13 protein-coding genes are annotated in these 13,235 nt (G+C 29.4%); all 13 read left to right on the top strand.

All coding sequences use genetic code 11. The features are described from left to right. The first annotated feature begins 57 nt into the window (after positions 1-57). The 13 genes from FMM56_RS03620 to FMM56_RS03560 all read left to right on the top strand — a co-directional run bounded on the left by FMM56_RS03620 (position 58) and on the right by FMM56_RS03560 (position 13,188). Positions 58-882 (top strand): MBL fold metallo-hydrolase, encoded by an 825-nt coding sequence (locus FMM56_RS03620; RefSeq protein WP_150207826.1) that lies wholly within the window; start codon positions 58-60, stop codon positions 880-882. Positions 883-891: 9 nt separating this feature from the next. Beyond that, a complete protein-coding gene (pseB, locus tag FMM56_RS03615; RefSeq protein WP_150139697.1) occupies positions 892-1,896 on the top strand; it encodes a UDP-N-acetylglucosamine 4,6-dehydratase (inverting) in 1,005 nt (334 codons plus the stop codon). Then, the gene (gene pseC, locus FMM56_RS03610) at positions 1,896-3,023 is read left to right on the top strand and encodes a UDP-4-amino-4,6-dideoxy-N-acetyl-beta-L-altrosamine transaminase (protein ID WP_150152087.1); all 1,128 of its coding nucleotides are present in this window, start codon (positions 1,896-1,898) and stop codon (positions 3,021-3,023) included. The genes pseB and pseC overlap by 1 nt, the downstream gene beginning before the upstream one ends. A 303-nt stretch (positions 3,024-3,326) precedes the next feature. After that, on the top strand, positions 3,327-4,601 hold the full coding sequence (locus FMM56_RS03605; RefSeq protein ID WP_223811463.1) for a DUF4910 domain-containing protein: 1,275 nt from the start codon (positions 3,327-3,329) through the stop codon (positions 4,599-4,601). Further along, positions 4,591-6,078: an AMP-binding protein gene (locus FMM56_RS03600; RefSeq protein WP_150207824.1), complete on the top strand. Its 1,488-nt coding sequence runs from the start codon at positions 4,591-4,593 to the stop codon at positions 6,076-6,078. Before FMM56_RS03605 ends, FMM56_RS03600 begins: the two co-directional genes overlap by 11 nt. After that, complete coding sequence (locus tag FMM56_RS03595; RefSeq protein WP_150180328.1) at positions 6,065-6,805, top strand: GNAT family N-acetyltransferase; 741 nt, start codon at positions 6,065-6,067, stop codon at positions 6,803-6,805. Before FMM56_RS03600 ends, FMM56_RS03595 begins: the two co-directional genes overlap by 14 nt. Continuing rightward, positions 6,795-7,538, top strand: coding sequence for a formyltransferase family protein (locus FMM56_RS03590; RefSeq protein WP_150207821.1), 744 nt, complete (start codon positions 6,795-6,797; stop codon positions 7,536-7,538). The genes FMM56_RS03595 and FMM56_RS03590 overlap by 11 nt, the downstream gene beginning before the upstream one ends. Beyond that, entirely contained in the window at positions 7,529-7,756 is a 228-nt protein-coding gene (locus FMM56_RS03585; protein ID WP_150151311.1) for an acyl carrier protein, read from the top strand. The genes FMM56_RS03590 and FMM56_RS03585 overlap by 10 nt, the downstream gene beginning before the upstream one ends. Next, complete coding sequence (locus tag FMM56_RS03580; protein WP_223810432.1) at positions 7,749-8,537, top strand: AAC(3) family N-acetyltransferase; 789 nt, start codon at positions 7,749-7,751, stop codon at positions 8,535-8,537. The genes FMM56_RS03585 and FMM56_RS03580 overlap by 8 nt, the downstream gene beginning before the upstream one ends. Positions 8,538-8,867: 330 nt before the next feature. Beyond that, a complete protein-coding gene (locus FMM56_RS03575) occupies positions 8,868-9,290 on the top strand; it encodes a hypothetical protein (RefSeq protein WP_150206399.1) in 423 nt (140 codons plus the stop codon). 237 nt (positions 9,291-9,527) lie between these two features. Further along, the gene (locus FMM56_RS03570) at positions 9,528-10,739 is read left to right on the top strand and encodes a glycosyltransferase family 39 protein (protein WP_150206396.1); all 1,212 of its coding nucleotides are present in this window, start codon (positions 9,528-9,530) and stop codon (positions 10,737-10,739) included. After that, positions 10,723-11,472 (top strand): prepilin-type cleavage/methylation domain-containing protein, encoded by a 750-nt coding sequence (locus FMM56_RS03565; protein ID WP_150151305.1) that lies wholly within the window; start codon positions 10,723-10,725, stop codon positions 11,470-11,472. The genes FMM56_RS03570 and FMM56_RS03565 overlap by 17 nt, the downstream gene beginning before the upstream one ends. A gap of 45 nt (positions 11,473-11,517) precedes the next feature. Then, a complete protein-coding gene (locus FMM56_RS03560) occupies positions 11,518-13,188 on the top strand; it encodes a methyl-accepting chemotaxis protein (RefSeq protein ID WP_411675404.1) in 1,671 nt (556 codons plus the stop codon). Positions 13,189-13,235: the final 47 nt, after the last annotated feature.

Genomic DNA, 13,235 nt, shown 5'->3' with positions numbered 1-13,235 from the left:
TATTGAAATTAAATTTAAAAAATATTACAATAACTAAATTTTTATAAAGGACAAAAAATGAGAATTCTTTTATCTTTGCTTAGCTTTTTAAGTGTTTTGTTTGCAAATGATTTAAATAAAAATTATTTTACGCAAATGCAAGGGGCTAGTGTGTATGTGATATCCTTGCAAGAAAGTAAGCTTGATACTACAAAATTAGTATCAAATAACAACGAAGAAAAAAATTTCATTTCTACTTTTTCAAATTTAAAGCCAAATCAATTAAATATAATCTTTATTAAAACTAAAAATTTTAATATATTAATAGACACAGGCTTTCCACACAATCAAGCAAAATTAAAGCTTGAATTAAACAATATTGGCATTGATTTTAGCGATATTACTCATCTTATTTTAACTCATGCACACCCCGACCACGTAGGTGGAATTTTAGATAAAGAAGGCCAAAATAACTTTGTAAACGCCCAGCTTTTCATAGATGAAAATGAGTTAAATTTTTGGTTAAATTCCACAAATGAAAACACAAAAAAGGCCTTAAATGCTTTTAGTAAGGTGCATTTTTTTAAAGAAAGATTTCCTATGCTTGATGATGATATAAAGCTTTTCGCTATAAAAGCTTATGGGCATACCCCGGGGCACAATTTAATATCCATTAAAAGCGAATCAGGCGAGGAGTTAGTTTTTATGGGCGATTTAGTGCATTTTTATGATATACAAAGTAAAAGTCCAAATATAAACGTGGTTTATGATAATAATAAAACCCAGGCAGCTAAGAATAGGGCGTATTTTTTAGACTATTTTAAAAAAAATAAAATACCTGTAGTTGGTGCACACATGCCAATTTCTAAGCCTCTTTTTTTAGATGAAAATTTGAGTCAATAAAGGATAATTATGTTTAATGGTAAAAACATTTTAATCACGGGTGGGACCGGTTCTTTTGGTAAGACTTATACAAAAATTTTACTTCAAAATTATAAGCCAAATAAGATTATTATTTATTCAAGAGACGAGTTAAAGCAGTTTGAAATGGCGTCAGTGTTTAATGCCCATTGTATGCGTTATTTTATAGGTGATGTTAGGGATAAAGATAGGTTAATAACTGCTATGAGAGATGTGGATTTTGTGATACATGCAGCAGCCATTAAACATGTACCAATTGCTGAGTATAATCCTATGGAGTGCATTAAGACAAATATTAACGGGGCTCAAAATGTAATCGATGCTTGTTTAGCAAATAATGTCTTAAAATGCATAGCTCTATCTACTGATAAGGCTTGCAATCCTGTGAATTTATATGGGGCTACAAAATTAGCCAGTGATAAGCTTTTTGTCGCAGCAAATAATATAGCAGGTAGCAAAAAAACAAGATTTAGCGTTACAAGATATGGAAATGTGGTAGGTTCAAGGGGTTCTGTTGTACCCTTTTTTAAAAAATTAATAGCTAAGGGTGAAAAATCCTTGCCAATTACTGATGAAAGAATGACTAGATTTTGGATATCCTTAGAAGAAGGCGTAAAATTTGTTTTAAGCAATTTTGAAAGAATGCATGGGGGTGAAATTTTTATCCCAAAAATTCCTTCAATGAAAATAACAGATTTAGCTAAAGCCCTTGATTCAAATTTAGATATAAGGATTATAGGCATAAGACCTGGTGAAAAATTACACGAGATAATGATTTCGAGCGATGATAGTCATTTAACATATGAATTTGAAAAATATTATATTATAAGTCCTAGTATAAGTTTTACAAATATTGATGTAGATTTTAGTAAAAATGCAAAGGGCGAGATTGGAAAAAAGGTTAGGGATGGCTTTTCTTATAGTTCTGATAATAACCCATCCTGGGCCAGTAAAGAAGAACTTTTAGACATAATAGAACACACAGGGGCTTTTTAATGCTTAGCTATTCTCACCAAAACATAGATGAAAACGACATTCAAATCGTAATTGATAGCTTGAAAAGTGATATTTTAACGGGTGGAAAAAAGGTAGATGAATTTGAAGAAGCCTTGGCAAGTTATGTTGGGGTTAAGTATGCTTGTGTGGTAAATTCGGCCACCTCAGCACTTCACTTAGCATTTTTAGCCTTAAATGTTAAGGATAAAATAGTGCTTAGTACTCCTATTAGCTTTGTAGCTACTGCAAATGCTACTTTAATGGCAGGGGCAAGTGTAGAATTTATAGACATAAAAAGCGATGGAAACATAGATGAAAAAAAGCTTGAAGAAAGGCTTAGGATAAGTTCTCAAAATATAGGGGCGATTTGCGTTGTAGATTATGCTGGAAATAGCGTTGAGATAGATAAAATTTCAAAGCTTAGTAAGGATTATAAAATCCCTTTGCTTGATGATGCTAGTCATGCCTTAGGGGCTATGTTTAAGGATGAAAAGGTGGGAAAAATGGCGAATTTAAGCGTTTTTTCTTTTCATCCTGTTAAGCCTATTACTACCTTTGAAGGTGGGGCAGTTTTAAGCGATGATGAAGAATTAATTAAAAAAGTAAGGCTTTTAAGAAGTCATGGCATAGTTAAAAAAAAGCTTTATGATAGCGATATGATAGAACTTGGCTATAATTATAGGTTAAGTGATGTAGCTTGTGCATTGGGTATAAACCAACTTAAAAAGCTAGATAAAAATTTAGAAAAAAGAGAAGAAATAGCTAAATTTTACGATAAGGAATTTGAGAAAAATCCTTATTTTTCCACAATTAAGATTAAAGAATATAAAAAAAGTTCTAGGCATTTGTATCCTATCTTACTTTTTCCTGAGTTTTATTGCTTAAAAGAAACGCTTTTTGCTAAGCTACTTGACTTAAACATAGGCGTACAAGTCCATTATAAGCCAACCTATGAATTTGGCTTTTATAAAAAGAAAATGGGCGAAATTTTCCTTGAAAATGCAGATAATTTTTATAAGGCAGAACTTAGCATTCCTTGCCACCAAGAAATGAGTTTGCAAGATGCTATTTATGTTAGGGATAATCTTTTTAAGCTTTTAAAAGAGTGCAAAAAGGATTATTGCTAACTATAAAAAGCCACCCTACTATATGTAGGGGGACTAGTATTTTTAAGCAGGGGAGCTTCTTTCATAGTTGCGATGAAATTATATACAAAAAAAAACGCAAGGCGAAAATTTTCAAAAAATCACTTTAAAGTTTAAATCTTCTATCATTAATCACGTTTTTAAAAATTTAAATTTTTTATCATAAACAGCAAAAATCACTAACTTAAATTTTTATTAAATTCAATCTTGCGTTTTTTTTTTTTTTCTATACAATTTTTTTCGCAAAAAGACTACTTTTAGCAATTTTAAATCATAAGGTTTTAGGTGTTTGAATTAGCAAAAAAGCTTTTTCCAATTTGTCGTTCTATCACTGGTGATGGCTTTTTACAAAGCCTGAAAATCATTGATGAGTTTATGGGAGAAAGTAGCTTAAAAATTCACTCTGTAAAAAGTGGTACTAAGGTGTTTGATTGGGTCGTGCCACCTGAATGGAATATAAAAGATGCTTATATTTTAAGTCCTGATAATAAAAAAATTTGTGATTTTAAAGAGAATAATTTACATATTTTAAACTATTCTTGCCCTGTGAATTTAAGCCTTAGCCTTGATGAGCTTCAAAATTATTTATATTCTTTGCCAAATATGCCAGATGCCATTCCTTATGTAACAAGCTATTATAAAAGACGTTTTGGCTTTTGCCTTACTCATAATCAAAGATTAAAATTAAAAAAAGGAATTTATAAGCTTTTTATTGACTCAAATTTTAATGAAAAAGGGAATTTGCATTTTGCAGATAGTCTTATAAAATCAACTACTAAAAATAAAAATGAAATTTTAATATCTACTTATTTATGCCATCCTTCAATGGCAAATAACGAGTTAAGTGGTCCTTGTGTCTCGGCAGGTCTTTTTAAATGGCTTAAAAGCTTGAAAAAAAGAAAATATAATTATCGTTTTGTTTTTATACCTGAAACCATAGGTTCAATTTGCTATTTAAGTAAGAATTTAAATCACTTACAAAGATATGTTAAGGCCGGTTTTGTGCTATCTTGCGTTGGAGATAATTTAGCTTATTCTTTGATTAATACTCCAAATTCTAACTCATTAAGTGATAAGGTAGCCTTGCATATTTTAAAAGATAAGCCAAATTTTAAGCAGTACAGCTTTTTATATAGAGGAAGTGATGAAAGACAATATAATAATCCTTTAGTAAATCTAAATGTAGTTGGAATTTGTCGTTCTAAGTACGCAGAATACAAAGAATATCACACAAGCTTAGATAATCTTGATTTTATAAGTGTTGATGGTCTAAATGGATCCTTAGAGGCTATGCAAGAAATAATTTTAAGCTTAGAATTAAATGAAACCTACAAGGCCACAACCATTTGCGAACCAAATTTAGGAAAAAGAGGACTCTATCATACCATAAATGTTAAAAATACCCCTCCACCAATTGCAAGTTTTTTAGCCTTTTGTGATGGTAAAAAGGACATAATCGATATAGCCAATATCCTTGATATCAAGGCTTTCGAGCTAAAAGACATAATAGAAAATTTATTAAAATTTAAACTTATAAAAAGGGTAAAAAATGATAACTAATGTTAATGACTTTTTAGAAAAATCAGTTAAGAAATTTCCAAATAAAATAGCCTTTGAAGAACTAGATAAAAGCATAAGTTATAAGGACTTTAATGAGACAAGCAAAAAAGTAGCTAGTAAGATTATAGATATAATAAATTGTGATTTTCAAAGAGGGGTATTGATAATCTTACCAAAGGGCATTGATTGTTTGCTTAGCTTTTTTGGCGTTGTAAAGAGTGGAAATTTTTATACGCTTTTAGATGAAAAGACCCCTAAACAAAGGATAGAACAAGTTATTGAAATTTTAAAACCTAAGCTTTTAATAACCTTTAAAGACTTTCCTTATAGCTTTGATTTACCAACTATCTTTACGCAAGATTTTAAAGACTATGATATAAACGAAGAGGGCTTAAAACTAGCAAAACAAAGGCATATTGATACAAATTTATTATATGTCTTTTTTACAAGTGGAAGCACAGGCATTCCAAAGGGCGTTAGTATAGCTCATAAAAGCGTTATAGACTATACCTTTTGGGTGTGTGAAACCTTTAAGATTAGCAAAAAAGATAGCTTTTTAAATCAATCCCCTTTTTATTTTGATAACTCTATACTAGATATTTTTTCAAGCATTAAAATGGGAGCTTGTCTTCATATAGTGCCAACTTCTTTATTTGCCTTTCCTAATAAAATTTTACAATACATAGAAGATAAAAGGATAAGTACTATTTTTTGGGTGCCTTCCGTGCTTATTTATTTTGCAAATACAAATGCCCTAAATTATTTTAAGTTAAAATCATTAAAAAGAGTATTATTTGCTGCTGAAATTATGCCTAATAAACAGCTTAATATTTGGCGAAAATTCTTACCAAGAACCCTTTTTGCAAATTTATACGGACCTACCGAGTTAACTGATATTTGCTGTTACTATGTAGTAGATAGAGAATTTAAGGATGATGAGCTTTTACCTATAGGTAAGGCTTGTAAAAATGTAGAGCTTTTAGTTTTTGATGAAGATTATAAGCTAATTATAAAGCCTTTTGTTAAGGGCGAGTTACTTGTAAGGGGGACTAGTTTATCGCTTGGTTATTATAATGATGAAAAAAGGAGCAAAGAAGCCTTTATACAAAATCCACTGCATAATAATTTTTTAGACCTTTGCTATAAGACAGGAGATATAGTAGCTTACAATGAAAGGGGCGAGCTTTTATGCTATGGTAGAAAGGATTTTCAAATTAAATTTATGGGCCATAGAATAGAACTTGGAGAAATAGAAATAATGCTAAGTTCTCACCATGATATAAAAAATAGTGCTTGTATCTTTAAAAATGATTGCATTTATGGCTTTTATGAAAGTAGTAAAGAGCTAAATTTAAAAGACTTTTTAAGGGATAAATTGCCAATTTATATGATACCAAGGCAATTTATAAGGGTAGAAAAATTTAGCTTAAATGCAAATTCAAAGATTGATAAAAAGGCGTTAAATGAGCTTGTTTGATGAGCTTTTAAGCACCTTTGAAAAGGGCTTTTTACTTAGTAATTTTTATGAAAGTTTGGCAAGTTTAAAATCTCAAAATTTTAGCATTCAAAAAGAAGGTAATAATTTTTTTATCTATGAAAAAAATTTAAATTTAATGTACTTTTTTATAAATGAAAATAAAAAATTCAAGCTCAAAAACACGCACTTAAAGCTTTTAGCTAAAAATAAGGCCTTTGATAAATTTAAGGAATTTTTACAAATTAATAATTTTTCAAATTTTAGAAATTTTACGCAAATGATTTTAAAAAATGAAAAAATAACCATACCAAATTTTAACATGACAAGCTTTGCAGAGCTTAATCAAGTAGCAGAAATAAAGGCTTTTTTAGGGGAATTTTTTAGCCTTGAGTATCTTTTTTATTTTAGTGAAGAAGAGTTGAAAGAAAAGATTTTGCAAAATGAGATTTTAATTTACACAGAAGATAAGCTTATAAAAGGAGCTTTAATTTTTAGCAAACATTTAAATAGCGTTTTCTTAGACTTTATAGCTGTTAGCAAAAATTTAAAGAATAAAAAGGCAAGTTTTGCCCTGCTTTGTGATTTTATAAATCTTAATAAAGAAGTGCTAAATTTTAAGCTTTTTGTGGATGATACAAATGAAAAAGCCATTAATTTTTATAAAAGAAGTAATTTTATAAATACCAATATAAATTTAGCATTTTATAGGAATTTTAATGAATTTTGAAAAAATTATAATATTAGGTCAAGGAAGAGTTGCCAAAAAATGTCAAGAAATAGCCAGTGAGTTTTTTAAAACAAAGATAGATTATATAGAAAGCAAAAAAGAAAATTTCAAGTATTTTAATAAGTTTTTTAATGGTCTTAAAAACTGCTTTATAGTTTCAGCAAATAGCTTTTATATCTTTAAAAAAGAATGCGTTTTAAATAATTCTATTATAAATTATCATAACTCACTTTTACCAAAACACAAGGGGGTAAACGCCCATGTTTTTTGTATCTTTGATAATGATGAAAAAAGTGGCATTACTTGGCATAAGGTAGATTGCAATATAGACACAGGCGATATTTTAGCACAAGGCGAAATTATTTTAGATAAGCAAATAACAAGCTTAAAGCTTTTAAATTTACAACATAACCTAGCTATAAACACTTTTTCAAAGGCCTTAACAAATTTTAAAAATAACTCGTGCTTTAAACAAGAAATGGGGGGGGGTTGGCACAAATTTAAAGATATACCAAATGATGGCTTTTTAAAACTTTCTTGGAGTAAGGAAAAAATTTCATCATTTTTAAGGGCTATGAATATGGGTTTTCAAAGAAGTCTGCCTTATGCAAAGATAAAACTTTTTGAAAAAGAATACGAGGTGCTTTTTTACGAACTAAACGAAAAAAGCTTGATTTTACATTTAAGTGATGATATGAAAATTTCAATTACAAAGGAGAAAACATGCAATTAATTAAAGAATTTTTCAAAGAAATTCAAAGAGATGATATAGATGAAAATGCTACTAACCTGCTTAGCGAAGGCATTATTGACTCACTTGATATTATGGGCCTTGTAAATGCCATTGAAAAGCATTTTAAAAAGCCATTAAAGGCTGAATTTATCGAGGCAAATAATTTTGAGAGTTTTCAAAGCATTAAAGCAATGATTGAAAAGGCTATGAGTGATTAATGAGGCTTTGATTAAGTATAAAGAAAAGATACTTTATAGCAAGGATTTATTATTAAGCTTAGAAGAAATAGGGCTTAGTAAAGGTGATATGCTTTGCGTTCATACTGAAATTTTTTCCTTTGGTATGCCCTTGCTTAAAAAAGAGGATTTTTTAAATAAGATTATTGAAATTTTTAAAGATATCTTAGGCAAAAATGGCACCCTTATCATGCCAACCTTTACCTATAGTTTTTGTAAAAATTTAGACTTTGACAAACTTAATTCAAGAAGTACTATGGGAATTTTAACCGAACATTACAGAAAACAAAATGGCGTTTATAGGACAAATGACCCTATATTTTCTTTTGCTATAAGTGGGGCTAAGGCTGAACTTTTAAAAAAGGATTGTAAAAGCTGCTTTGAAAAGGGTAGCGTTTATGATGTTTTAAAGGATGAAAAAGGTAAGCTTTTAATCTTTGGTAATCAAAAATTAGGTTATACCTTTACGCATTTTATAGAAGAAGAGGCCCTCGTATCTTACAGATATTTTAAAGAATTTAACGGAAATTTCATAGATGAAATGGGTAATAAAAGGCAAAAAAGCATAAAGTATTATGTAAGAAAATTAAATGAAAAATCAGAACTTGATATAGATAAGGTATTAAAACTATTAAAACAAAGTAATAATTTTAATACTAAAAATGTAGCAAATGCAAATATCACTTTAATAGATACTAAAAAATATTACGATACTTTTTATGAGATGATGAAAAGGGATGAAAATTTTTTATTGAAGGAATGAAATGAAAGTAAATAACCATAAGATAAAAATTATAGCAAATGTACTTGGACAAGATTGTATTGGCTTTGAAGACGAGTTAAAAGGTGAATTTAACGAACTTAAAATAAAACTTGCAAAATAAAATTTAGGCATTAATAAGCATTATAAGTAAAAATTTGCTAGTGATTTAGCCACGAAAGCCCTTTAAAAAATACTTCAAAGTGGGGTTAAAGAAGACTTAGACCTTATTTATTTTATAGGACATACCCCTGATTTTTTAGCACCCGGGGTATCTTGCATAGTACATAACAATTTAAATTTAAGTAAAAAACCCTATGTTTTGATATAAATATGTATTGCTGGGGCTTTAATGCTAGTTTATTTCAAGTCTTTTTAGCACTTGAAAATAAAGATATTAATAATATATACTTAATCTTATATAACACAAAATCCAAAAAATTAAAGTATAAAATCATCTATGCAAGCACTAGCGATAGTGCAAGTGCTATTTTAATTACTAAGGATAAGGATAAAAAACCATGTTTTTTTAAACAAGAACTTTTTTCTAAACTAGCCCTTAAAGAAACCCTGCCACTAAGTGCTTATAAAAAGGGCGATGATTGTTTGATAGTGGATAATAATTTAATCTTTAATTTTTTACAAGATAACTTAAAAGAATTTTTTTATAGCTTTTTTGATGAAGTAAATATAAAGAATATTGACACTTTTTTAATAAGCTGTGCGAATAATTTTGTTTATACAAAGATATTATAACTTTTAAATTTAGATAAAAACAAATGCTTTAACGAGATCTTTAAGCATTATGGCAATAACGATATAAACAATATCCCCTTAAATTTAAGTCTTTATAATGGTGGTGGGATTGTCAAATTTGCCTAGTAGGTTTTGGCACAGGCATAGTGCTTAATATGCTTAACTTAAATATAAATTTTAAAGATTGCATATTTTTATAAAATTTGTTTTTAAACTTATTTTTGTAAAATCAAGGCTATGAAAAAAATAGCTAATTTAAAGTATATATTTTTATTATTAATCATTGATTTTATCTTTTTAAGCTATGGTATAAGCACACTTAGCATAAGTAAATACGAAGCAAGTATTTATTATGGTGATTTTTCCTTGCTTAAAATCTTAGCCCATTTTGGTACCCTTTTATTTGGTCAAAATGATTTTGGATTAAGATTTACCTCTTTATTTTTTCATTTTTTAAGCTGTATTTTACTTTATATCTTAGCCTTAAAATACACAAAAACTAAAACTGACGCCCTTTTTTCTTTACTGCTTTTCATACTTTTACCAGGTACCATTGCAAGTGCCTTGTTAGTAAATGAGGCCTCTTTTGTACTTTTTTTATCCTTAGTTATACTTTGTGCTTATGAATATGGCAAAAAATACCTATTTTATGTATGTTTGATACTTTCTTTATTTGTGGATAGTTCCTTTAATATCTTATTTTTAACCTTTTTCTTTTTTGCACTTTATAAAAAAAATTCTTTTCTAACCCTTGTTAGCATAGTGCTTTTTGCCTTTAATCTTGCCTTTTATGGCTTTGAAACAGGAGGTAAGCCAAGTGGACATTTTTTAGATACCTTAGGCATTTTTGCTGCTTGTTTTTCCCCCCTTGTTTTTATATATTTTTTTTATGTTATTTATCGCTTAGCCTTTAAAAAGGATAAAAATTTATTATGGTTTTTAATGAGCGTGACTTTTATATTTTGCCTTGTACTTTCACTTAGACAAAGACTTTTTTTAGAAGATTTTTTACCCTTTTGTGTGATTTGTACCCCATTGCTTATAAAAACTTTAATGGCCTCGTATCGCGTAAGACTTCCTAAATTTAGACTAAAATATAAAATTTTTATAGAATGTGCTGTGATTTTTTTAACCATTTGTTATCTAGCAATAGTAGCAAATAAAGCACTTTATGCCTTTATATCAAACCCACAAAGGCATTTTGCTTATAATTACCACCTTGCAAAAGAACTAAGCATTGAACTTAAAAAGCAAGGAGTAAATGCTGTTAGGGTAGCCCCAACCTTGCAAGAAAGGCTTAAATTTTATGGCATTGATGATAGCGTTAATTTTTATCTAAGAAGAATCAATGATAAAACTTTATTGCAAAATGATAAAAAAACTATAAAAATAAGCCTTGGAAAGCATGAAATTCTTTATCAAGTGTTAAGCTATGAAAAAAAGCTTTAGCTTACTTGAACTTTGTTTAAGTCTTTGTATTTTAGGAATTTTACTATCTTTTTCAAAGATATTTTTTGAAAAAGATAGGCTTTATGAAGGGGCATTTCAAATAGTAAATGATTTAAGATATACAAGAAGTTTAGCCCTTTTTCAAAGTGCTTTTAGACCAGAAAATTTAAGCGTTGCTAGTGATGAATGGTATAAAAGCAGGTGGCAACTTTATTTTAATAAATCAAATTTCACTAATCAAAATTTAAGTTATTCTATTTTTTTAGATAAAAATGGAGACGGCAACGCAAATTTAGGAAAAATAAATGTAAATGTAGATAGGGAAATGGCAGTGGATATTTTAAATCCTAATAAGCTTATGAATTATGGACAAAGCGGAGTTTTAGACGCAAGAATTGAAAGCGATAGAATGAAAATGACTTCAAGATTTAACATAGAAAAAAATTTTGGCATTATAAAGGCTGAATTAAGGGCAGCTTGTTCGGGGACTTCAACTAAGATTATCTTTGATGAGTTTAATCACCTTTACTCGCCCTTAAAAAACGCAACCTCGGCCTTTGATAAGAATTTAAGCTTAAATGATAAATGTGTAATAAGGCTTAGCAACAAAAATAAAAGCATTTGCATAGTAGTTCAAACCCTAAGTGGCCTTGCTTATATACCTGAATTTAATTCGCATAATGTGCAATTAATCGAGTATAAAAATAAAATTACACCCTGCGAAAAAATTTAGAAAAATTTGCTAAACAATACTTTTTATTATTTATATAATGGTACAATGTCGTTTAAAAATTATCTTTATATGGAGTTTAAAATGAAATTAGGAATTAGTGCTAGACTTTATTTAAGCTTTCTACTTATAATAGTGTTTATGCTAATAATAGCTTTTTATGCGATACTCAAGGTAGGATTCTTAGATGATAGTTTGACAACAGCAACTGGTATAAATGCTATGATACAAAGGCAGGCTGTTAATTACAGAGGTAGTGTGCATGACCGCTCTATTTTAGTAAGAGATGCTATTTTGATTCGCGATAAAAGCGATTTATCAAAGACTCTTGAAGGAATTAAAAAGCTTGAGGGTGACTATGAAAGAGCACATGAAGTATTAATGCAAATGGTAAAGGAGGGCGAGATTAATCAAGAAATCGTAGCCATGCTTAATGATATCGATAAAACCGATAAAAGAACTAGAGAAATTTATAATGAAATTCTTAGTGATATTACCAAGGATATGGATAGAAATCGTGCAACTGGCTTGCTTTTAGACAAGGCGAGGAGTGAGTTTATCTTATGGCTTGCACAGATTAATAAGATTATTGACTATGAAGAATTAGCTAATCAAAAAATAACTGATAATGCCTTACAGCAAACCAAGTCTTTTAAATTTGTAATGCTTTTTATAGTGTTAATATCTTTAATTGTTGCAATTATAACTATATTCTTAATAGTTCGCTTTATCAAAAATTCAGTGGGTGGTGAACCAAGCGTGGTAAATGCGATTATAAAAAAAGTAGCCAATGGAAATTTAACTCAAAAAATTCACACAGATTATAAAGAAAGCATACTTTATGCTGTGCTTAAAATGCAAGAACAATTAAAAAGTATTGTTAAAAAGATGATAGTTATCTCAAATGAGCTTAATCAAAAGGCGGATTCTGGCGTAGAAAGGATTAATCATATAGAAAAATCCGTTATCCAACAAGCACAGACCTCAAAGGAATCAGTGGCTAAAATTTATGAAATTTCTCAAGCTACTCAGTTTATCTCAAAGGGTGCTATTGAAACAGAACAAAATTCTAAAAGCACAAGCGATGTTTGTCAAGATAATAAAAAATCTGCAGAAGATACAGCAGCTCAAATGGAGTTAATCGCTGAAAATTCATCTCGCATAGCCCAGCAAATTTCTTCACTTAACGAACATGCTAAAAACATTGGTACAAGTACTGATTTAATTAGCGAGATAACAGACCAGACAAATTTACTAGCCCTTAATGCAGCAATTGAAGCAGCTAGGGCAGGTGAGGTTGGTCGTGGCTTTGCAGTTGTGGCTGATGAGATTAGAAAACTAGCTGAAAAAACAGGTAGTGCGACTGACCAAATAGCTATTATAAATAAGCAAATTCAAGAAGAAACGAACGCAACAGTTAGCATTATAGAAGAGTCAATTCCTCTTGTAGCCCAAGGTAAAATGCTAAGCGAGGGCGTTAGGGATAGTGTTGAGGTGATTTTTGACCAAGCAAGCGATAGTTTATTGCAAGCACAAGAAGTTAGCAAGGCAGTTGTTAATCAGGTACAACTTACAAAGGATATTGAAGAAAAGATAAATGTTATAGCCGATATTGCTCAAAAAACTCAAAAAGATGTTGGCGAAAATAAGGCCGCCATGCAAGAATTAAAACAAATTAGCGATAACTTGCAAAAAGAGATTAAAATCTTTAAATTATAAAATCAAGACCCTAGGGTCTTGATTAAATTAATCATGAAAATTTCCAT

The sequence above is a fragment of the Campylobacter sp. LR264d genome (genome assembly GCF_008633895.1).
Lineage (GTDB): Bacteria > Campylobacterota > Campylobacteria > Campylobacterales > Campylobacteraceae > Campylobacter_D.
This window is presented reverse-complemented; position numbering and strand designations above follow the sequence as displayed.

What these genes read in the sequence shown, in the direction of transcription:
- FMM56_RS03620 (WP_150207826.1), top strand. Translation starts at nt 58, where the DNA reads ATGAGAATTCTTTTATCTTTGCTTAGCTTTTTAAGTGTTTTGTTTGCA.
- pseB (WP_150139697.1), top strand. Translation starts at nt 892, where the DNA reads ATGTTTAATGGTAAAAACATTTTAATCACGGGTGGGACCGGTTCTTTT.
- pseC (WP_150152087.1), top strand. Translation starts at nt 1,896, where the DNA reads ATGCTTAGCTATTCTCACCAAAACATAGATGAAAACGACATTCAAATC.
- FMM56_RS03600 (WP_150207824.1), top strand. Translation starts at nt 4,591, where the DNA reads ATGATAACTAATGTTAATGACTTTTTAGAAAAATCAGTTAAGAAATTT.
- FMM56_RS03595 (WP_150180328.1), top strand. Translation starts at nt 6,065, where the DNA reads ATGAGCTTGTTTGATGAGCTTTTAAGCACCTTTGAAAAGGGCTTTTTA.
- FMM56_RS03590 (WP_150207821.1), top strand. Translation starts at nt 6,795, where the DNA reads ATGAATTTTGAAAAAATTATAATATTAGGTCAAGGAAGAGTTGCCAAA.
- FMM56_RS03585 (WP_150151311.1), top strand. Translation starts at nt 7,529, where the DNA reads ATGCAATTAATTAAAGAATTTTTCAAAGAAATTCAAAGAGATGATATA.
- FMM56_RS03575 (WP_150206399.1), top strand. Translation starts at nt 8,868, where the DNA reads ATGTATTGCTGGGGCTTTAATGCTAGTTTATTTCAAGTCTTTTTAGCA.
- FMM56_RS03570 (WP_150206396.1), top strand. Translation starts at nt 9,528, where the DNA reads ATGAAAAAAATAGCTAATTTAAAGTATATATTTTTATTATTAATCATT.
- FMM56_RS03565 (WP_150151305.1), top strand. Translation starts at nt 10,723, where the DNA reads ATGAAAAAAAGCTTTAGCTTACTTGAACTTTGTTTAAGTCTTTGTATT.
- FMM56_RS03560 (WP_411675404.1), top strand. Translation starts at nt 11,518, where the DNA reads ATGTCGTTTAAAAATTATCTTTATATGGAGTTTAAAATGAAATTAGGA.